Source organism: Streptomyces sp. NRRL F-5727 (genome assembly GCF_000719555.1).
Lineage (GTDB): Bacteria > Actinomycetota > Actinomycetes > Streptomycetales > Streptomycetaceae > Streptomyces.
The window spans coordinates 29,220-48,445 of record NZ_JOGX01000007.1; the positions used below are offsets into that span (position 1 = coordinate 29,220).

Annotated in this window: 18 protein-coding genes; 10 read left to right on the forward strand and 8 right to left on the reverse strand. The window is 74.7% G+C overall.

Features of this window, described 5'->3' with window-relative positions; all coding sequences use genetic code 11:
• Window positions 1–62 precede the first annotated feature (62 nt).
• The 5 genes from IF73_RS0107575 (at window position 63) to IF73_RS0107595 (ending at window position 5,633) form a co-directional block, all read left to right on the forward strand.
• On the forward strand, window positions 63–929 hold the full coding sequence (locus IF73_RS0107575; protein WP_031004818.1) for a DUF4429 domain-containing protein: 867 nt from the start codon (window positions 63–65) through the stop codon (window positions 927–929).
• Between the two features lie 320 nt (window positions 930–1,249).
• The gene (locus IF73_RS0107580; protein WP_051716606.1) at window positions 1,250–2,611 is read left to right on the forward strand and encodes a sensor histidine kinase; all 1,362 of its coding nucleotides are present in this window, start codon (window positions 1,250–1,252) and stop codon (window positions 2,609–2,611) included.
• A complete protein-coding gene (locus tag IF73_RS0107585) occupies window positions 2,608–3,285 on the forward strand; it encodes a response regulator (RefSeq protein ID WP_031004821.1) in 678 nt (225 codons plus the stop codon). The genes IF73_RS0107580 and IF73_RS0107585 overlap by 4 nt, the downstream gene beginning before the upstream one ends.
• A 138-nt stretch (window positions 3,286–3,423) precedes the next feature.
• Entirely contained in the window at window positions 3,424–4,407 is a 984-nt protein-coding gene (locus IF73_RS0107590; RefSeq protein ID WP_031004822.1) for an alpha/beta hydrolase, read from the forward strand.
• On the forward strand, window positions 4,404–5,633 hold the full coding sequence (locus IF73_RS0107595; protein ID WP_051716607.1) for an acyltransferase family protein: 1,230 nt from the start codon (window positions 4,404–4,406) through the stop codon (window positions 5,631–5,633). Before IF73_RS0107590 ends, IF73_RS0107595 begins: the two co-directional genes overlap by 4 nt.
• A gap of 29 nt (window positions 5,634–5,662) precedes the next feature.
• Here IF73_RS0107595 and IF73_RS0107600 read toward each other — a convergent pair whose 3' ends face one another.
• Both IF73_RS0107600 and IF73_RS0107605 read right to left on the reverse strand, forming a co-directional pair.
• On the reverse strand, window positions 5,663–6,685 hold the full coding sequence (locus IF73_RS0107600; RefSeq protein ID WP_031004825.1) for an aldo/keto reductase: 1,023 nt from the start codon (window positions 6,683–6,685) through the stop codon (window positions 5,663–5,665).
• Window positions 6,682–7,101 carry a MerR family transcriptional regulator gene (locus IF73_RS0107605; RefSeq protein ID WP_031004827.1) on the reverse strand — a complete coding sequence of 140 codons (420 nt, stop codon included), beginning with the start codon at window positions 7,099–7,101 and terminating at the stop codon, window positions 6,682–6,684. Before IF73_RS0107605 ends, IF73_RS0107600 begins: the two co-directional genes overlap by 4 nt.
• A gap of 51 nt (window positions 7,102–7,152) precedes the next feature.
• Here IF73_RS0107605 and IF73_RS0107610 point away from each other — a divergent pair, with 51 nt between their 5' ends.
• Window positions 7,153–7,983, forward strand: coding sequence for a serine hydrolase domain-containing protein (locus IF73_RS0107610; protein ID WP_031004829.1), 831 nt, complete (start codon window positions 7,153–7,155; stop codon window positions 7,981–7,983).
• 22 nt (window positions 7,984–8,005) lie between these two features.
• On the opposite strand, the gene IF73_RS0107615 is transcribed toward IF73_RS0107610, so the two are convergent.
• Genes IF73_RS0107615 through IF73_RS0107635 form a run of 5 tightly spaced genes read right to left on the reverse strand, consistent with a single transcriptional unit; the run spans window position 8,006 to window position 13,784 of the window.
• Window positions 8,006–8,626, reverse strand: a complete 621-nt coding sequence (locus IF73_RS0107615) for a hypothetical protein (protein WP_037878540.1) — start codon at window positions 8,624–8,626, stop codon at window positions 8,006–8,008.
• A complete protein-coding gene (locus IF73_RS0107620; protein ID WP_078867984.1) occupies window positions 8,623–10,215 on the reverse strand; it encodes a sensor histidine kinase in 1,593 nt (530 codons plus the stop codon). Before IF73_RS0107620 ends, IF73_RS0107615 begins: the two co-directional genes overlap by 4 nt.
• An 8-nt stretch (window positions 10,216–10,223) precedes the next feature.
• The gene (locus IF73_RS0107625; RefSeq protein ID WP_031004835.1) at window positions 10,224–10,907 is read right to left on the reverse strand and encodes a response regulator transcription factor; all 684 of its coding nucleotides are present in this window, start codon (window positions 10,905–10,907) and stop codon (window positions 10,224–10,226) included.
• Between the two features lie 49 nt (window positions 10,908–10,956).
• The gene (gene murJ / locus IF73_RS0107630) at window positions 10,957–12,585 is read right to left on the reverse strand and encodes a murein biosynthesis integral membrane protein MurJ (RefSeq protein WP_031004837.1); all 1,629 of its coding nucleotides are present in this window, start codon (window positions 12,583–12,585) and stop codon (window positions 10,957–10,959) included.
• Window positions 12,582–13,784 (reverse strand): peptidoglycan bridge formation glycyltransferase FemA/FemB family protein, encoded by a 1,203-nt coding sequence (locus IF73_RS0107635; RefSeq protein WP_031004839.1) that lies wholly within the window; start codon window positions 13,782–13,784, stop codon window positions 12,582–12,584. The genes murJ and IF73_RS0107635 overlap by 4 nt, the downstream gene beginning before the upstream one ends.
• A gap of 211 nt (window positions 13,785–13,995) precedes the next feature.
• On the opposite strand from IF73_RS0107635, the gene IF73_RS0107640 reads away from it, so the two are divergent.
• Window positions 13,996–15,177: a L,D-transpeptidase gene (locus tag IF73_RS0107640; RefSeq protein ID WP_031004842.1), complete on the forward strand. Its 1,182-nt coding sequence runs from the start codon at window positions 13,996–13,998 to the stop codon at window positions 15,175–15,177.
• Between the two features lie 6 nt (window positions 15,178–15,183).
• On the opposite strand, the gene IF73_RS0107645 is transcribed toward IF73_RS0107640, so the two are convergent.
• The gene (locus IF73_RS0107645; RefSeq protein WP_031004844.1) at window positions 15,184–15,834 is read right to left on the reverse strand and encodes a pirin family protein; all 651 of its coding nucleotides are present in this window, start codon (window positions 15,832–15,834) and stop codon (window positions 15,184–15,186) included.
• Window positions 15,835–15,915: 81 nt separating this feature from the next.
• On the opposite strand from IF73_RS0107645, the gene fasR reads away from it, so the two are divergent.
• The 3 genes from fasR to IF73_RS0107660 all read left to right on the forward strand — a co-directional run bounded on the left by fasR (window position 15,916) and on the right by IF73_RS0107660 (window position 19,178).
• Window positions 15,916–17,097: a fatty acid biosynthesis transcriptional regulator FasR gene (fasR, locus tag IF73_RS0107650; RefSeq protein WP_031004846.1), complete on the forward strand. Its 1,182-nt coding sequence runs from the start codon at window positions 15,916–15,918 to the stop codon at window positions 17,095–17,097.
• An 89-nt stretch (window positions 17,098–17,186) separates the two neighbouring features.
• A complete protein-coding gene (locus IF73_RS0107655; protein ID WP_031004848.1) occupies window positions 17,187–18,128 on the forward strand; it encodes an ACP S-malonyltransferase in 942 nt (313 codons plus the stop codon).
• 18 nt (window positions 18,129–18,146) lie between these two features.
• Complete coding sequence (locus IF73_RS0107660) at window positions 18,147–19,178, forward strand: ketoacyl-ACP synthase III (protein WP_031004850.1); 1,032 nt, start codon at window positions 18,147–18,149, stop codon at window positions 19,176–19,178.
• Window positions 19,179–19,226: the final 48 nt, after the last annotated feature.

The following is a 19,226-nucleotide window of genomic DNA, read 5'->3' on the forward strand; positions in this document are numbered from 1 at the left end:
ACGGAATTTCGGGATAGTTCCGAGGGGCGACGCACGGCCACGCGCCGCTTACGATGAGGCGTATGGGTGATGTGCTGGCCGGAAATCATGCCACCTGGGAGCTGGAGAGCGACGCACTTGTCATCCGCTTCGAACGGGGGATCCGTACGCCGAGGCTGTTCCAGGCGCTGCGTGAGCGACGCGTGCCGTACGAGGCGCTGGTCGCGGCGACGCTCGCGCCGGGCCGACGCGGGACGGTCGTCCTGCACGCCGTGCCGCGGCCGGGCGCCGATCCGCTGATGGAAGCGGCGGCGGGGCAGCTCAAGGAGACCTGCGACCCGTACCGGCTGGCGCTGCCCGCCGACCGGGAGGACCTCGCCGCGCGCTGGCGCGACGAGCTGGCGGCGGTGATCCCCGCGGACCCGGTGGACCGGCTCGACGCGGGGTTCCTCGTCGAGGCGCCGCGGGGGCCGCGCTCCTTCAAGGCGTACGACGGGAAGGCCACGTTCGACGGGTCGTCGGAGGTCTCCTTCCGCTGGTCCTCGACGATGGCGACGTCGGAGAAGTGGAAGACCGGCGACCAGTCCTTCCGGGTCCGGGAGCTGAGCGGGGTCGAGTGGCGCTCGCCCGACTCCCCCGGTGGGTTCCTGCGGCTGCTCCCCCGGGGCGGCGCGCCCCGGACGGACCCGCCCGACCACGACCCGGCGTCGGTCGTCTTCGGCCTGGGCTACGGACCGGTGCACGACTCCCTCCCGTTCGCGGCGGCCGTCCTCGCGGCGATCCGCGCCAAGGACCGCACCCCCGTCCCCGCGGGCGCCCGCAGCGCGGCGCACGGCGATCCCGGCGCCATCGCTGAAAGGATTCGCCACTTGGGCGAACTGCATCAGGCGGGCCTGGTGACGGACGAGGAATTCGCCGCGAAGAAGACGGAACTCCTCGCCGAGCTGTAGCGGCGAGGAGTTCCGCGGCCGGACGGCGGCGGGCGGCAGGCGGCCCACCCGGCAGGCGTCAGGCGACAGGCGGCGACGCCCCGCGACCGAGCCTGCTGGGCCCAGCGCCGGCCGGACGTCGGCCGGGCATCGATGGGACGCCGGCCGGACGGCGGCGGGCGTCAGGCGGCTCGCCCGGCAGGCGGCAGGCGGCAGGCGGCGGACGCCGGCGGCGGTGGGGCGCGCGACGAAGGTCGCGCGCCGTCATACCAGAGTCTGACCCGGGATTGTCCTCCCTGGTACGACGACGGTCGGCGGGCGCGAACCTAGGCTGACTCGTCATGAAAGCGTTCGAGAAGCGATCAGGAGCGCGGCGGCTCACGGTGCGGCTCCAGGGATGGTCCCGGGTGGCCGTGCAGGCCCTGGAGGCCACCTTCGCCACGCCCGCCGCGCCGGGCTCGCCGCCCTTCGCGGGTGCCTCGTCCTGGTGGATGAGGCTGCTGCCGTACGGGTTCGGGGTCGCGCTCGTCGCCTCCCTGCTCCCGGTCACCGTCCATCTCCTCATGCACGACTACGACGTGCCCGGCGCGCTGGCCGGGGCGCTCGCCACCGCGCAGACCGCGCCGCTGCTGCTGGCCACCACCAGACCGCTGCATGCCTGGTGGATCGTGTTCCCCGCCGACATCGCCGGGGCACTCGTCCTGATGGCCTCCGACGGGCCCCGCGCCCAGCTGTGGCCGTGGACCCCGCCGGTCGTCGTCGGGTACTGCGCGCTGATGCTGGCGCTCGGGCTGCGCGAGCCGCGCCGCACCCTCCTCGGGGTGTGGCTGGCGACCGGTGCGGCCGGCTATCTGCTGGAGACCGTGCGGCCGTACGGCGACCCGGGCGTCACCACGCTCCTCTTCGTGCTCAGCGGGGTGCTGCTGCTGCTCACCTCGGCGATCCGGGCGCGCGGGGAGGCGCAGCGAAGACTCGCCGAGCAGGAGACGATCAGCGAGGCCGAGCGGGCTCGCCGCACGCTCCTGGAGGAGCGGGCCCGGATCGCCCGGGAGCTGCACGACGTGGTCGCCCACCACATGTCGGTGATCACCGTGCAGGCGGACTCCGCCCCGTACCGGATCCCCGAGCTGCCGGAGGCGGCCCGGGAGGAGTTCGCCTCGATCGCGGGCAGCGCGCGCGAGTCGCTGGCCGAGATGCGGCGGCTGCTCGCGGTGCTCCGCAGCGACGGCGGCGAGGGCGAGCGGGCCCCGCAGCCGGGCCTCGACCGGCTCCAGCAGCTGGTGGAGGCGACCGTGCGGGCGGGGGTGCCGGCCGAGCTGGCGCTCGCCGCGGAGCTCGCGGACGGGCGGACCGAGGTGCCGCAGGCGGTGGGGCTCTCGGCGTACCGGATCGTGCAGGAGGCGCTCGCCAACGTGGTGCGGCACGCGCCGGGCGCCCCGACCCGGGTGTCGGTGCGGGAGGACGGCTCCGGCGGGCTGACGGTCCTGGTGGTCAACGGCCCGGCCGGGGAGCCGGTCGCACCGCTGGAGAGCGCGGGCACCGGGCACGGTCTGGTCGGGATGCGCGAGCGCGTCCGGCTGACCGGGGGCACCCTCGACACCGGCCCGCTCCCGGACGGCGGCTTCCGCATCGCGGCCACGCTGCCGCTGGGGCCTAGGGTGGCCGGGGCGGGGGGACGAACGACGAGCGAGGGTGCCGTGTGACCATTCGGGTGATCATCGTGGACGACCAGGCCATGGTGCGGGCGGGGTTCGCCGCGCTGCTGGCCGCGCAGACCGACATCGACGTGGTCGGGGAGGCGCCGGACGGGCGGCAGGGCGTCGAGGTGGCGCGGGCCGTCCACCCCGACGTGGTGCTGATGGACGTGCGGATGCCGGAGCTGGACGGGCTGGCGGCGGCCCGGGAGATCCTGCACCCGCCGGCCGGGGTGACCCACCGGCCCAAGGTGCTGATGCTGACCACCTTCGACGTCGACGACTACGTGTACGAGGCGCTGCGGGCCGGGGCGTCCGGCTTCCTGCTCAAGGACGCGCCGCCGGCCGATCTCATCGCCGCCGTACGGGTCGTGGCGGCGGGCGACGCGCTGCTCGCGCCGTCGGTGACCCGCCGGCTCATCGCCGACTTCGCCGCGAACCGCCCCGCCGCACGCAAGGACGTGACGGCGCTCCGGCTCAACGGTCTGACGCCGCGTGAGACCGAGGTGCTGGAGCTGATCGCCCGCGGGCTGTCCAACCAGGAGATCGCGGAGCGGCTGGTGCTCGCCGAGCAGACGGTGAAGACCCACATCGGGCGGGTGCTCGCCAAGCTCGACCTGCGGGATCGCGCGCAGGCGGTGGTCTTCGCCTACGAGTCGGGCCTGGTGACCCCCGGGGGTTAGCCCCACCCCGGGCCGGGGGCGGGCTGCTCGTCCACCCCCTACCCGGGTATGGGACGGAAGTTGGCTCGCCGGTGTGACGTGCCGTCACCCACCGTCTTCCTACCTTCCTCTCGCCGACGACGAGAGAGGGAGGGCCGCATGGGCCGCATCACGAGGAGCCTGGTGACCGCCGTCATGGTGACGGCGGTCGTGGCGGGGACGGCGGGCTGGGCGTCCGGGACGGCGCAGCAGCCGGTCACCGGGCCGCCGGCCGGGACCGCCGAGTGGCGGGCGGCTGGCCTGCCGGACCCGGAGCGGATGGACCCGGCGGGGGTCGCCCGCTTCTTCGCCGGACTCGGCCCGGAGGAGCGGGAGAGGCTCGTACGGGAACACCCGACGGTGGTCGGGAACCTGGACGGGGCGCCGCTGGAGCTGCGGTACGCGGCCAACGCCCGTTCCGTCCGGGGCGGTTACCCGGGGGCGCGGATCCTGGCGCACGACTCCCGGGGGCGGGGCCAGACGGTCCTGGTCTACGGGGACCTGGCGACGGCCGAGCGGGTCGCGGTGCTGGTGCCGGGCTCCGACGTCGACGCCGGCCGGATGGCCTCCCTCACCCGGAAGGCCACCGCGCTGCGGGAGGCGACCGGCGGGCGTACCGCCGTCGTCGCCTGGGCCGGCTACACCACCCCGCTCGGCGTCGGACTCGACGCCGCCTCGGGCGAGTTGGCGCAGGCGGGTGCCGAGCGGCTGACCCGCTTCACGGAGGGGCTGCGGGCCGCCGGGGTGCGTCCCGAGCCGTCCGTCTTCTGCCACAGCTACGGCTCCGTCGTCTGCGGTCTCGCCGCGCACGGGCTGAAGGCCAAGGACCTGGTGGTGTTCGGCTCGCCCGGCATGCGGGCGGAGAACGTGGCGGAGCTGCGGACCCCGGCCCGGGTGTGGGCGGCGAAGGACCCGACGGACTGGATCGACCGGGTGCCGAACGTGGCCGTCGCCGGCTACGGGCACGGTGCCGACCCGACCGCGCCGGAGTTCGGCGCCCGGCCCGTACCGGCGCAGGACGCGGACGGCCACGACGGCTACTTCGCGCCTGGCACCTCCTCGCTGCGCGCCTTCGCCGCGATCGCCGAGGGGGACGTCCGATGAAGACCGCGACCACGACGAGGGCCGGCCGCGTGACGTCCCTCGTCCGGAAGATCGAGGCCGGCACCCCGGCCCACCGCGACCGGGCCGTGGACGGGCTGCGGGCCCTCGCGCTGCTCGCCGTGCCCACCGGGCACTGGCTGCTCGGCGGGTTCACCCTCTCCGCCGACGGCGCGATCCACAACGCCTCCCCGCTCGCCGCCTTCGGCGCGCTCGCCCCGGCGAGCTGGATCCTCCAGATGCTGGGGATCTTCTTCCTGGTCGGCGGCTGCGCCTCCGTGCTGTCCTACCGGCGCCGGACCGGCACCACCCGGGCCTGGCTCGGCGGGCGGCTCGCCCGGCTCGGCCGGCCGGTGCTCGGCGTGACCGCCGTGTGGGCGGCGCTGCTGCCGCTGCTCCACCACGGCCTCGGCGTCCCGGTGGACACCCTGCGGACGGCGTCGACGCTGGTGATCCAGCCGCTGTGGTTCGTCGGGGTGTACACGGTGGTGACGGCGCTGACCCCGCTGTGCGTGCGGGCCGCGCGCCGGCTCGGGGTGTGGGCGGCGGCGCCGCTGCTCGGCTCGGTCGCCGTCGTCGACTTCCTGCGGTACGGCCCGTACGCGGACGCCGTGCCGTCCTGGCTGAGCCTGCTGAACATCCTGCCGGGCTGGCTCTTCGCGTACCAGCTCGGGGTGAGCTGGGGCGAGGGCCGGGTGAACCGCCGGCACGCGTGGGGGCTGCTGCTCGGCGGGGCGGCGCTCTTCGCCGGGCTGCTGCTGGTCTTCGGCTACCCGGCGTCGATGGTCGGCGTCCCCGGCGAGGCCCGCACCAACTCGCATCCGCCGTCGCTGCTGGTCCTGGCGCTCGCCGCCGCCCAGAGCGGGGCCGCGGTCCTGCTGCGGGACCGGCTCGGCCGGCTGCTGAGGCGACCAGCCCTGTGGGCTCCGGTCGTGGTGATCAACCTGTCGGCGATGACGATCCTGTGCTGGCACCAGACCGCGATGCTCGCGGCGGCCGTCCCCGCCTCGTACCTGGGCGAGGTGCCCGGTCTCGTCGGGGCGCCGGACTCGGTCGGCTGGATCCTGGCCCGGCTGGCCTGGATGCCGGTCTTCGCCGGACTGCTCGTGCTCATCGGGCGGTACGCGCGCGGCTTCGAGTCGCCGTGGGCGCGCACCGGCCCGGCCCGCCGCACCCTCGCGGGCCTGCTCGCGGCCGGCTTCGCGGTCTTCGCCCTGGGCCTCGCGTGAGGAGGCCCAGGGCGGCCCGGAGGGGGCGGTCAGACCTCGCGGGCGGCGGAGGTGAAGCTCATGTCCGGGTAGCGGTCGCCCGCCACCAGGTCCGCGAGGGGTTCGAGGGCGGCGAGCTCGGCCTCGGTGAGGGTGATGCGGGTGGCGGCGGCGTTCTCCGCCAGGCGGGACCGCTTGCGGGTGCCGGGGATGGGGACGACCGTCAGGCCGTGGACGGCGGCGCGCTGCTGCACCCAGGCGAGGGCGATCTGCGCGGGCGTCGCCCCGTGCGCGGCGGCGATGGTGCGGACCGGGTCGAGGAGGGCCGCGTTCCGCTCGGCGTTCTCGCCGGTGAAGCGGGGCTGGTAGCGGCGGAAGTCGTTGCCCGCGAGGTCCTTGTCGGCGTCGGCGAAGGCGCCGGTGAGGAAGCCGCGGCCGAGCGGCGAGTACGGCACGAAGGTGACGCCGAGCTCGGCGGCGGCGGGCACGGCGGAGCGCTCGACGTCCCGGGAGAAGAGCGACCACTCCGACTGGAGGGCGGTGATCGGGTGGACGGCGTGCGCCTCGCGCAGCTCCGGCCCGGTGACCTCGCTCAGGCCGAGGTGGCGCACCTTGCCCTCGGCGACGAGTTCGGCCATCGCGCCGACGGACTCGGCGAACGGCACGGACGGGTCGCGCCGGTGCATGTAGTAGAGGTCGATGGTGTCGGTGCCGAGCCGGCGCAGGCTGCCCTCGACGGACTTGCGGATGTAGGCGCGGTCGTTGCGGACGCCGCGGTACGCGGGGCGCTCGGGGTCGCGTTCGATGGCGAACTTGGTGGCGAGGACGATCTCGTCCCGGTGGGCGGCGACGAAGGGGGCGAGGAACTCCTCGTTGGCCCCGTTGCCGTAGATGTCGGCGGTGTCGATCAGGGTGACGCCGGCCTCCAGGGCCGCGTCGAGGGTGTCCCGGGCGGCGGCCTCGTCGGTGTCGCCGTAGAACTCGCTGATGCCCATGGCGCCGAAGCCCTGGACGCCGGTCTCGGGGCCGTCCTCTCCGGGGCCGAGGCGTACGGTGTCGATCCTGTCGCTCATGAGGAAGTGCCTCCGCAGATGGTGCCGTAGTGGTCGATCTTGAGGTCGAGCACGGCGAGCGTGGACTGGAGCTCGGCGATCCGGGACCGGACGTCCCGGCGGGTGGCCTCCAGGAGGGCCCGGCGCTCCGCGTGGGTGTGGGAGCCCTCGCGGACCAGCTCCGCGTACCGGACCATGTCCGCGACCGGCATCCCGGTGAGCCGCAGCTTGCCGACGAACTCCAGCCAGCCGAGGTCCCGTTCGGTGAAGCGCCGCTGCCCGGTGTGCGACCGGTCGACGTGCGGCATCAGGCCGATCCGCTCGTACCAGCGCAGGGTGTGCGCGGTGAGCCCGGTCAGGGCGGCGACCTCGCTGATCGTGTAGCGGTCCTTCCGCGCGGACCCGGTCGTGCTCTCGACGCTCTCGATCACGCTCATGCCCCCACGCTAAAAGGTTGGAGTGCACTCGAAGCAAGTAGGCTCGGGGTCATGAAGAGCAGCATGGTGCCGAGCCTGGCGGCGATCGAGAACTGGCCCGTCCCCACCGCGGCGGCGGCCGTGGTCCGCGCCGACGGCACGGTGGCCGGCAGCCACGGGCCGACCGGGCACCGCTTCCCGCTCGCCTCGGTGACCAAGCCGCTGGCGGCGTACGCGGTGCTCGTCGCGTACGAGGAGGGGGCGATCGACCTCGACGAGCCGGCCGGTCCCGAGGGCGCGACCGTGCGGCACCTGCTCGCCCACACCTCCGGGCTGGCCTTCGACGAGAACCGGGTCCAGGCCGCGCCGGGCGCCCGCCGGATCTACTCCAACACCGGCTTCGAGGTCCTCGGCGACCTGGTCGCCAAGGCGACCGACATCCCCTTCGCGGACTACCTCCACCAGGCGGTCCTGGAGCCGCTGGGCATGACGAGCACGTCGCTCGACGGCTCCCCCGCCAAGGACGCGGTGTCGACCGTGGACGACCTGGTGCGGTTCGCGGCCGAGGTGCAGGCGCCGCGGCTGCTCGACGCCCGTACGGTGCTGGACGCGATGACGGTGACGTACCCCGGTCTGACCGGCATCCTGCCCGGTTACGGGCACCAGCGGCCGAACGACTGGGGGCTCGGCTTCGAGATCCGGGGCGCCAAGGCCCCGCACTGGACCGGCACCACGTCCTCGCCGCGCACCTTCGGCCACTTCGGCCAGTCCGGCACCTTCCTGTGGATCGACCCGGACGTCCGGGCCGCCTGTGTGGCGCTGACGGACCGGGCCTTCGGGCCGTGGGCGATCGAGGCGTGGACCCCGTTCACGGACGCGGTCCTCGCCGACCTCCGCCGCTGACGCGGAGCCCCACCGGGCCCCGCTAGGGCTCGCAGGCCGTCGCGGGCAGGGCGCCGTCGGGGCCCGTGACGGTCACCTCGCGCGCGCCGGCGCGGTCGACGGCGTACGCGGCCGTGCACACCAGCTGGGCGACCGCGCGCTCCGACAGCTCCTGGACCAGGAACGGCGTCCGGAGCCGGATCCCGCCCGCGTCCTCCGGCTCGACGCGGATCGGCTCCGTGCTCGCGGGCAGCTCGGTGGTGAGGCCCGCCTGGAGCTCGGCGCCGCCGGGGCCGGAGAGCAGGGCGGCGAGGACCTTCACGGTGGCCAGGCCCTGGACGTTCGGGTGGGTCAGGCCGATCTCGCGCCGGTCCGGGTGGTCGGGGTCCGCCGTCTCCCCGGACCCGGGGTCCGCCGTCTCCCCGGAGCCGGGGTGGGTGGTCTCCGGGACGGGGACGAAGGAGAGGCCGACGTCCCGGGCGACCGGCATCAGCTCGCCGCCGGGGCCGAGGAAGTAGAGCAGCATCCGGCCTTCGGGGACGGGCTGCACGTCGACCGTCGGCGCCTCGCCCGCCTCCACGACGTCGCTGCCCTGGATGCCGCAGCCGGCGAGCAGCGGAAGGGCGGCGGCGAGCAGGGCGATGAGCCCGGTGCGGCGCCTCACAGCGGGATCCTGACCGTGAAGACGGCGCCGCCGGCCGGATGGTTGGCGGCCTCGACGGTGCCCCCGTGCAGCCGGACGTTCTCCTGGGTGATCGCCAGGCCGAGGCCGCTGCCGGCGGAGCGGGCGCGGGCCGGGTCGGCCTTGTAGAAGCGCTCGAAGACGTGCGGCAGGACGTCCGGGTGGATGCCGGGGCCGCGGTCGGAGACCTGGACGACGAGCGTGGCGTCGCCGCCGGCGTTCTCGTCGGCGTCGTCGACGTACACCCGGACCGTGACGAGCGCCCGGCCGTGCCGCAGGGCGTTGCCGACCAGGTTGGCGACGACGACGTCGAAGCGGCGGGGGTCGAGGCGGGCCCGGATGCCCTCGCCGAGGGCGGCGTGGACCTGCTCCGGGTCGGTCCAGCGGCGGGCGGCGAGGGTCTTGCGGACGCAGTCGGCGACGTCGACCTCGTCGGTGTGGAGCTCGGCGGCGCGGGCGTCGAAGCGGGAGATCTCCATCAGGTCCTCGACCAGGACGGCGAGTTTGACGGTCTCGGCGCTGATCAGCCGGACCGCGCGGGCCGTGTCGCTGTCCAGGGCGCCGGCGTCCTCGTCGAGCACCTCGGTGACGGCGAGCATCCCGGCGAGCGGGGTGCGCAGCTCGTGGGAGACGTCGGAGGCGAAGCGGCGGGCGCGGGCCTCGGCGCGGCGCAGCTCGGTGACGGAGCGCTCCAGTTCGGCGGCGGACTCGTTGAAGGTGCGGGCCAGGTCGGAGAGTTCGTCGCTGCCCTTGGCGTGGATGCGGGTGTCGAGGCGGCCGCGGCCCATGCTGTGGGCGGCGTGGCGGAGTTCGCGGACCGGGCGGAGGACCCCTCGGGCGGCGAGCAGCGCCGGTATCAGGGCGATGGCGAGGGCGGGCAGGGCTCCGTCGCGGGCGGCGGTGAGCATGGCCTCGACGTTCGCCTCCTCCTCGCTCAGCTCCATGACGGCGTAGACGACGAGGCCGCTGGGCTGGGGGGCGATGCTCTTGTCGGCGTGGGTGCGGAAGACGGCGGGCACGGCCATCGTCAGATAGGGGGTGCCGTTCTTGACCACGCGCTGGAAGGAGGTGTGCGGGGTGCCCTCCCGCTGGTGGGCGCGGGCCCGCAGTTCCGGGGTGAGGACGGAGGAGACGGGGCGGTCGGTGGAGGAGACCCGGAGGGTGCCGTACTCGGCGTAGACCCGCCAGGTGCGGGGTTTGCCCTGGCGGGCCATGGTCCGGAGGGTGTCCTGGAGGGCTTCCTCCTCCAGGGGGAGGGCGACGTTGAGGGCGTCGACCTGCTCGCGGAAGGCGGAGACGGCGGTGTTCTGCGTCTGTTCCAGGATGGCGCTGCGGGCGGCCCGGTAGGTGAGGGCGGCGGTGGTGCCGCAGCCGACGGCGGCGACCAGGAGGAAGGCGAAGACCATCCGGGTGCGCAGGCCGAAGGGGCGGGGGCGGCGGAGCCGGGCGCGCGCCCGGCGCGGCGCGGCGGGCCCGTCGCCGGGTGCGGCGGTGGTGGTGTACGCGGTCCCCGCGGGGGCCCCGTCGCCGGGGTCCGCCGGGTCGGTCCCCGGCTTCTCGCGGGGGTGCACGCACGCCTTCACAGCGGTCCGAAGCGGTAGCCGAAGCCCCGCAGGGTCTGGATGTAGCGGGGGTCGCCGGGGGTGTCCTCGATCTTGGCGCGGAGCCGCCGCACGCAGGCGTCCACCAGCCGCGCGTCGCCGTGGTAGTCGTGCTCCCAGACGTGCTCCAGGAGCTGCTGGCGGCTGAAGACCTGTTCGGGGGCGGCGGTGAGGTGGAGCAGCAGCTTGAGCTCGGAGGGGGCGAGGGCGATCCGTTCGCCGTTCTTGGCGACGGTGAGGCCGGCCCGGTCGACGGCGAGGGCGCCGTGGTGCTCGACGGCGGGGCGGCCGCCGCCGGGCTCCTCGATGCGGCGCAGGACGGCCCGGATGCGGGCCTCGATGACCTCGGTGCGGGCGGGTTTGACGATGTAGTCGTCGGCGCCCGCCTCCAGGCCGACGACGACGTCGAAGTCGTCGCCGCGGGCGGTGAGCATGATGATCGGGAGCTGGCTGTTCTCGCGGACCCGGCGGCAGACCTGGACGCCGTTCATGCCGGGCAGCATGAGGTCGAGCAGCAGCAGGTCGGGGCGGAACTCGCCGAGGGCGGCGAGCCCGGCCTCACCGGTGGCGGCGGTGCGGACCTCGTGCCCGCGGCGCCGGAGTCCGAGCTCGACGCCTTCGCGGACCGAGGGGTCGTCTTCGATGAGGAGCACGCGAGGCATTCGTGGAGTATCCCAAGGTCGGTGGCGGCCCCGGCGGGGCCCCCGGTGGTCAGGTCCGGCGGGTGAGCCGGGCGGCGGCGGCCGTCAGGAGGGCGGAGACCTCGGTGAGGCGCAGCGGCCGGGCGAGGGCGGCGAAAGCGCCGAGGACGGTGACCGCGCCGGCGAGACCGGAGACGACGGCGCCGGCGGGGGCGGTTCCGTCGGCGACGAAGAGGCCGTAGCCGGCGGCGGGGACGGCGGCGGTCAGCAGCCGGCCGAGGGACCGGCCGTCCCCGTCGTCCTCGGCGGCGGGCAGGCGGCGCCGGAGGACGTGGGCGGTGAGTCCCCAGCCCGCCCAGAGGGCGAGCGAGTAGCCGGCGGCCATGCCGGTGACGGTCCAGTGGGTGGGCAGCCAGTGGGAGGCGGCGAGGGAGAGCAGCGCGTTCAGGCCGGCGATGACCAGGTTGAGCAGGAAGGGGGTGCGGGTGTCGCGGAGCGCGTAGAAGGCGCGGGTGCAGACGTACTGGCCGGAGAGGGCGACGAGGCCGGGGGCGAGTGCCGTCAGGGTCCAGGCCATGGCGCGGACGTCGGCGGCGTCGGTCGCGCCGTACCCGAAGACCAGCGACATCAGCGGGACGGCGAGGGCGAGGAGGGCGCAGGCGGCGGGGACGACGGCGGCCGCGGTGGTGCGCTGGGCGTAGCCGACGTCGCGGCGGACGGCGGCGAGGTCGCCGTCGGCGGCGGCGCCGCTCATCCGCGGCATGAGGGCGGTGACCAGGGAGACGGTGACGATGCCGTGCGGGACGGCCCACAGCAGGTAGGCGTTGTTGTACGCGGCGAGGCCGGCGCCGCCGGTGTCCGCGTCCGTGCCGGCGGAGGTGGCGACCCAGGTGGTGACCCAGTAGGCGGCCTGGTTGGTGAGGACGAGCAGGACGAGCCAGCCGGCGGCGCGCAGCGGGGCGGTGAGGCCGCTGCCGCGCCAGTCGAAGCGGGGGCGGAAGCGGAAGCGGGCGGCGCGCAGCGAGGGCAGCAGGGCGAGGGCCTGGGCGGCGATGCCGGCGGTGGTGCCCCAGCCGAGGAGCGCGGTCTCGCCGGCGGTGAGTTCGCCGCCGTCGCTGACGGCGAGGAAGAGGCCGAAGACGGCGACGACCACGACGTTGTTGAGGACCGGGGTCCACATCATGGCGCCGAACCGGCCGCGGGCGTTGAGGACCTGCCCGAGGAGGGTGAAGAGGCCGAGGAAGAGGATCTGCGGGAGGCAGGCGCGCGTGAAGGCGATCGTGAGGTCGCGCTGGCCGCCGGTGTAGTCGGTGTACGCGTCGACGAGGGCGGGCGCGGCGAGGACCGCGCCGGCGGTGAGGACGGTGAGGGCGAGGGCGCAGAGGGTGAGGAGGCGGTCGGTGTAGGCGGCGCCGCCGTCCTCGTGCTCCTTGGCGGCCTTGACGAGTTCGGGGACGAAGACGGCGTTGAGGGCGCCGCCGAGGAGGAGCATGTAGACGATGGTGGGCACGGAGTTGCCCACCGCGTAGCCGTCGGCGACCAGGCCCGCGCCGAGCGCGGCGGCGACGACGGCGGCGCGGACGAAGCCGGTGGCCCGGGAGACGATCGAGCCGGCCGCCATGAGGGCGCCGCTGCGCAGCGCGGACGGCTGCTTCCGCCGGTCCGGCGCGGGCGGCGCGAGGGTGGTGCCGGTGCTCATCGGCGGGCCAGGTACGCCTGGAAGGCGCGGTACAGCGCCTGGTTGGTCGTGCCGTGCATCGGTGTCTCCCACTCCCCCAGCGTCTCGACGACCTGTCCGCCCGTGCCGAGCTTCCAGCGCAGCAGCCCGTGGGCGCGGTCGTCCGGATCGAGGGTGGAGGGTACCCCGCGCAGGTCGTAGACGTCGGCCCCGAGGGCGTGGGCGTCGAGGAGCATGCGCCACTGGAGGGCGTTGGAGGGGCGGACCTCGCGGCGGTGGTCGGCGGAGGCGCCGGTCTGGTACCAGACCCGCCCGCCGACGGTGATCATGGTGTGGGCGGCGAGGATCTCGCCCTCGTGGCGGGCGAGGTAGAGCTTCATCCGGCCGGGGTGTTCGGCGTTGAGGACGGCGTACTGGCGCTCGTAGTAGGCGAGGGAGCGGCCGAGCCGGAAGCCGTCGCGTTCCTCGGTGATCCTGAGGAGGCGGTGGAACTCGGGGAGGTCGGCGGCGGAGCCGACGGTGATCTCGACGCCGGACTTGCGGGCCTTGCGGACGTTGCGCCGCCACTCCTGGTTGAGGCCGGCCCACAGGTCGTCGGGGGTGCGGCCGGTGAGCGGGACCTGGAAGACGTGGCGGGGCTGGGCGTCGGCGCCGTCCTCGGAGTCGCCGCCGCAGCGCTTCCAGCCGCGGGCGCGGAGCCGTTCGGCGACGGCGGTGCCGAGCGGGTCGACCTCGTCGGCGAGGACGTCGCCGAGCCGGCGGCCGGGGCCGGTGGCGGCCTTGACGGTGGCGGCGGTCCAGCGGCGGTGGGCGGGCCCGGGCCCGATGCGCACGGCGAAGGCGCCGGAGGCCCGCAGATGGGCGAGGAGCGGGTCGAGCCAGCGGTCGAGGCCGGGGTCGGCCCAGTCGGCGACCGGCCCCTCCGGGAGGTAGGCGAAGTGCTTGCGGGTGCCGGGGAAGGCCCGCAGCAGGACCAGGGCGACACCGGTCAGTTCTCCGGACTCGGGTCCCCAGCCGAGGAGTTGGTGGCTCCAGCCGTCCTTCACCTGGGCCCAGGCGGGGAGTTGGAGGAAGCTGGGGCCGTCCGGTCCGGTGGCGCGGGACGCGAGGAAGGCGCGGTACGCCTCGGGGGTCACGGGGCCGAGCCGGACCGGTCCCGCGGGCGGCGCGGGGGCGGGGCGGCGCTTCGCGGGTGCGGGCGTCACGAGCAGCGCTGACACAACGGGAGCCTCCTTGGTTCGTCCGCCCCGGGTGGCGCGGCGCACAGCAGGCTCACAGCCGGATGAGACGGGTCCGCGCGGCGTGTGTGACGGGACGATGACCGTTTCCCACCAGCCGCCGTCACATGGGGCCCGGGCCGGGCGGAGGGCGGTGGGGGCGGCCTAGAGTCCGGGCATCCCACCCTTTTCTCTCCTCTTCCGGAGGTGCTCCGTGCCGCCGATACGCACGTCCCGGCCCGCTCTCGCCGCCGTCGCCCTCGCCGTCTCCCTCACCGCGTGTACGGCCCAGGCCGCGAGCGGCCCCGGCTCCTCGACCGCCCCGTCCGGGGGCGCCGCGCAGGACGGGCCGCCCGCGAAGGTGACCGTCGTGGACCCCGCCGCCGGGAAGCCGGTGACGGTGACGGCGGCCGGCGGGACGTTCGCGTCGGTGACGGTCACCGACGAGGACGGCGGGCGGCTCGACGGCCGGCCCGCCGCGGGCGGGGCCCGCTGGACCTCGGAGCGGAAGGCGGCGCCGGGCGCCGCGTACACGGTCGTGGCCGTCACCCGTACCCCCGGCGGGAAGGAGACGACGACCCGGTCCACCTTCACGACGAAGGCGGCGGACCGGGTGAACAGGCTGACGCTGGCGCCGGGGAAGAACACCACCGTCGGCATCGGGCAGCCGCTGTCGATCGTCTTCGACCGGCCGGTGACGCGGAAGGCCGACGTGGAGCGGCAGCTGAAGGTCACCACCTCGAACGGCACCGAGGGCTCGTGGGGCTGGGTGACCGACTACTCGGGCCGGGACCGGGTGGACTGGCGGCCCCGGGAGTACTGGAAGCCGGGTACGAAGGTCACGCTGCGGGCGGACCTGAACGGCACGGACTCGGGCGACGGCTGGTTCGTACGGGACTACCGGACCGGGTTCACGGTCGGCGCCGCGCAGGTGGTGAAGGTGGACCTGGACGCGAAGCGGCTGTCCCTGGTGAAGGACGGGCGGACGGTCCGGACCATCCCCGTCTCCGGCGGGACGCCGGGCGGCGACAAGCGGTCCTGGCGGGGCACGGCCGTGCTCATGGCGAAGGAGGGCACGATCCGGATGAACTCCGAGACGGTCGGGCTCGGGGACGCCTACGACAAGATGGTCGACTACTCGATGCGGCTGACGTGGTCGGGGATGTACGCGCACGCGGCGCCGTGGAACGCGGGGAACTTCGGCCGCGCCAACGCCAGTTCGGGGTGCATCGGGATGAGCACCGCCGACGCGGAGTCCTTCTACGCGAGCGTGAACGTCGGGGACCCGTTCGAGATCCGGGGCGGGGACACCAAGGGCGTCGTCGCGGAGGGGAACGGCTACGGGGCGTGGAACCTGTCCTGGACGGCCTGGAAGGCGAAGAGCGCGGTGGGCTGAAGGCGCTCAGTCGCGGAACGCCCACACCAGCAGCTCCGCGGCCTCCGTCGCCCGCACGGCCGGGGCCCGCTCCGCCGTGACCCGCGCGGCGTCGCCCGCCGTCAGGGTCTCCTCGGCCAGCCGGACCGCGCCCGTGACCACGTGGACGTAGAGGCTGTCCGCGTCCGGGAGCGGCACCTCGTCACCCGGGGCCGGGCGGTGGACGTGGAGGGTCGCGGCCGCCGCCGGGAGGGCGTACGGGCCGCCGAGGTCCCTGACCAGGGCGTACGACGGCTCGCCGCCGGTCTCGCGCGGCGCCAGCCACATCTGGACGAAGGTCAGCGGGGTGTCGCCCGCGTTGCGCTCGACGTGGCGGACGCCGGCCGCCGAGGAGAGGTGCTGGAGGTCGCCGGGGCGGACCAGCGTCTCGTGGCCCGCCGAGTCACGGTGGGTGAGCTCGCCCTCGACGACCCACGTCACGATCTCCGTGTGGGAGTGCGGGTGCTCGTCGAAGCCCGCGCCGGGCGCGAGCCGCTCCTCGTTGACGGCGAGCAGCGGGCCGAAGCGGAGGTTGTCGGGGTCGTAGTACGGCCCGAAGGAGAGGGCGTGGCGGGTCTCGATGCCGGCCTCGGGGTCGCCGCCCGGGTACCGGTCGCCGGCGCGCTGGATGCGGATCACCCCCGTACGGTAGCGGGACGGCCGGCCGCGAAACCGCCCCGACCCCGCACGTCGGCGCCCGGATGAGGCAGTCTTGTCCCCGTGTCTGAACCCACGAACGCCGCCCATCCGCACGCCGCGACCCTGAAGCGCCTCGAACAGTCCTCCGGGCGGCTCGCCGCGAACGCCATCGCCCGCATGGACGAGACGCTGCCGTGGTACCGGGCGATGCCGCCCGAGAACCGCTCGTGGATCGGACTGGTCGCGCAGGCCGGAATCGCCGCGTTCACCGAGTGGTTCCGGCATCCGGAGACTCCGCAGGCGATCTCCACCGACGTCTTCGGCACGGCGCCCCGCGAGCTGACCCGGGCGATCACGCTCCGGCAGACCGTGGAGATGGTCCGGACGACGATCGAGGTCATGGAGGTCGCGATCGAGGACGTCGCCGCGCCCGGCGACGAGTCGGTGCTGCGCGAGGCGCTGCTCGTGTACGCCCGGGAGATCGCCTTCGCGACCGCCCAGGTGTACGCGCAGGCGGCCGAGGCGCGCGGCGCCTGGGACGCGCGCCTGGAGTCGCTGGTGGTGAACGCGGTGCTGTCCGGCGAGGCCGACGAGGGCGCCGTGTCCCGGGCCGCGGCGCTGGGCTGGAACTCGCCGGAGCACGTGTGCGTGATCCTCGGCACCGCCCCGGACGGCGACAGCGAGCTGACCGTGGAGGCGATCCGGCGGGCGGCCCGGCACGCCAAGCTCCAGGTGCTCACCGGGGTGCTCGGCGACCGGCTCGTGGTGATCGCGGGCGGCTCCGACAATCCGCTGGGCGTGGCGAAGGCGCTGATCGGGCCGTACGCGGCGGGCCCGGTCGTGGCCGGTCCCGTGGTGCCCGACCTGCTCGCGGCGACCCGGTCCGCGCAGGCCGCCGCCGCCGGACTCAAGGCGTGCACGGCGTGGCAGGACGCGCCCCGGCCGGTCCTCGCGGATGATCTGCTTCCGGAGCGCGCGATCGCCTCGGACCCTTCGGCCCGCGAGCAGCTGGTGGAGGAGATCTACAGACCGCTGGAGGAAGCGGGCTCGGCGCTGCTGGAAACTCTGAGTGTCTATCTGGAGCAGGCCAGCAGTCTCGAAGGCGCGGCGAGGATGCTCTTCGTGCACCCGAACACCGTGCGCTACCGGCTTCGACGTGTGACCGACGTCACCGGCTGGTCACCCTCCGATGTCCGATCCGCGTTCACCCTGCGGATCGCCCTGATCCTCGGGCGCTTGGCCGACGCGGACGGGCAGTCCTAGACTTTTGTCGAACACCAACAATTCCCCCGACGGTTCTTCGTCCTAGTCCCCACGGGCGCCGGACACCGTCCCCAAGAGAGAGTGTGAGGGTGCTCGTACTCGTCGCTCCCGGCCAAGGCGCCCAGACGCCCGGCTTCCTGACTCCCTGGCTCGAACTGCCCGGCACCGCCGACCGCCTCGCGGCCTGGTCGGACGCCATCGGGCTCGACCTCGTCCACTACGGCACGAAGGCGGACGCGGACGAGATCCGTGACACCGCCGTGGCCCAGCCGCTGCTCGTCGCGGCCGGCCTGCTCTCCGCCGCCGCCCTCGGCACGCCGACGTCGGCCGCCGCCGCGGCGGGGTCCCCCGGCGCCGTCGCCGGTCACAGCGTCGGCGAGTTCACCGCGGCCGCCTTCGCGGGCGTCCTCGACGACACCGCCGCCCTCCGTCTCGTACGGACCCGGGGTCTGGCGATGGCCGAGGCCGCCGCGATCGCCCCGACCGGCATGTCGGCGCTGCTCGGCGGCGACCCCGAGGTGACCGTCCCGCACCTGGAGAAGCTCGGCCTGACCCCGGCCAACGTGAACGGCGCGGGCCAGATCGTGGCCGCCGGCACGCTGGAGCAGCTGGCCGCCCTGGAGGCGGACAAGCCCGAGGGCGTCCGCCGGGTCGTCCCGCTCAAGGTGGCCGGCGCCTTCCACACGCACCACATGGCCCCCGCGGTCGCCACCCTGGAGCAGGCCGCCCAGGAGCTCTCCCCGGCCGACCCGACCGTGCCGTACGTCTCCAACAAGGACGGGCAGACCGTCGCCACCGGCGCCGAGGTCCTCGCCCGCCTGGTCGGCCAGGTCGCCAACCCGGTCCGCTGGGACCTGTGCATGGAGACCTTCCAGGCGCTCGGCGCGACCGCGCTGATCGAGGTCTGCCCCGGCGGCACCCTCACCGGCCTCGCCAAGCGCGCGCTGCCGGGCGTGGCCACCGTGGCCCTCAAGACTCCCGACGACCTGGACGCGGCCCGTACGCTCGTCGCCGAGCACACGGCCGTCTGACGAGGAGTGTCGAGAACCATGTCGAAGATCAAGCCCAGCAAGGGCGCCCCGTACGCGCGGATCATGGGCGTCGGCGGCTACCGCCCCGCCCGGGTCGTGCCCAACGAGGTGATCCTCGAGAAGATCGACTCGTCCGACGAGTGGATCCGTTCGCGCTCGGGCATCGCGACCCGTCACTGGGCCTCCCCCGAGGAGACCGTCACCGCCATGTCGGTGGAGGCGTCGGGCAAGGCGATCGCCGAGGCCGGGATCACCCCGGAGCAGATCGGCGCCGTCGTCGTCTCCACCGTCTCGCACTTCAAGCAGACCCCGGCCGTCGCCACCGAGATCGCCGACAAGATCGGCGCCGGGAAGCCGGCCGCGTTCGACATCTCCGCCGGCTGCGCGGGCTTCGGCTACGGCCTGACGCTCGCCAAGGGCATGATCGTCGAGGGCTCCGCGGAGTACGTCCTCGTCATCGGCGTCGAGCGGCTGAGCGACCTGACCGACCTGGAGGACCGCGCGACGGCCTTCCTGTTCGGCGACGGCGCCGGCGCGGTCGTGGTCGGCCCCTCCGACGTGCCGCACATCGGCCCCACCGTCTGGGGTTCCGAGGGCGACAAGTCGGAGACCATCAAGCAGACGGTGCCGTGGAACGAGTACCAGCTCGGCGACGTCTCCAAGCTGCCGCTCAACGAGGCCGGCGAGATCAAGTTCCCGGCCATCACGCAGGAGGGCCAGGCGGTCTTCCGCTGGGCCGTCTTCGAGATGGCCAAGGTCGCCCAGCAGGCGCTCGACGCCGCCGGCATCACGGCGGACGAGCTGGACGTCTTCATTCCGCACCAGGCCAACATGCGGATCATCGACTCGATGGTGAAGACCCTGAAGCTGCCGGAGCACGTCACGGTCGCCCGTGACGTCGAGACCACCGGCAACACCTCGGCCGCCTCGATCCCGCTCGCGATGGAGCGGCTCCTGGCGACCGGACAGGCGAAGAGCGGCGACACCGCGCTCGTCATCGGCTTCGGGGCGGGTCTCGTGTTCGCCGCGACGGTCGTTACTCTCCCCTAGGCGACCGGGACCTCCCGGAAGCCCACTCACCGAAGCAACCACAGAAGG

What these genes read in the sequence shown, in the direction of transcription:
- murJ (WP_031004837.1), bottom strand. Translation starts at nt 12,585, where the DNA reads ATGAGCACCGGCACCACCCTCGCGCCGCCCGCGCCGGACCGGCGGAAG.
- IF73_RS0107600 (WP_031004825.1), bottom strand. Translation starts at nt 6,685, where the DNA reads ATGAGCGACAGGATCGACACCGTACGCCTCGGCCCCGGAGAGGACGGC.
- IF73_RS0107605 (WP_031004827.1), bottom strand. Translation starts at nt 7,101, where the DNA reads ATGAGCGTGATCGAGAGCGTCGAGAGCACGACCGGGTCCGCGCGGAAG.
- IF73_RS0107575 (WP_031004818.1), top strand. Translation starts at nt 63, where the DNA reads ATGGGTGATGTGCTGGCCGGAAATCATGCCACCTGGGAGCTGGAGAGC.
- IF73_RS0107660 (WP_031004850.1), top strand. Translation starts at nt 18,147, where the DNA reads ATGTCGAAGATCAAGCCCAGCAAGGGCGCCCCGTACGCGCGGATCATG.
- IF73_RS0107595 (WP_051716607.1), top strand. Translation starts at nt 4,404, where the DNA reads ATGAAGACCGCGACCACGACGAGGGCCGGCCGCGTGACGTCCCTCGTC.
- IF73_RS0107590 (WP_031004822.1), top strand. Translation starts at nt 3,424, where the DNA reads ATGGGCCGCATCACGAGGAGCCTGGTGACCGCCGTCATGGTGACGGCG.
- IF73_RS0107610 (WP_031004829.1), top strand. Translation starts at nt 7,153, where the DNA reads ATGAAGAGCAGCATGGTGCCGAGCCTGGCGGCGATCGAGAACTGGCCC.
- IF73_RS0107580 (WP_051716606.1), top strand. Translation starts at nt 1,250, where the DNA reads ATGAAAGCGTTCGAGAAGCGATCAGGAGCGCGGCGGCTCACGGTGCGG.
- IF73_RS0107625 (WP_031004835.1), bottom strand. Translation starts at nt 10,907, where the DNA reads ATGCCTCGCGTGCTCCTCATCGAAGACGACCCCTCGGTCCGCGAAGGC.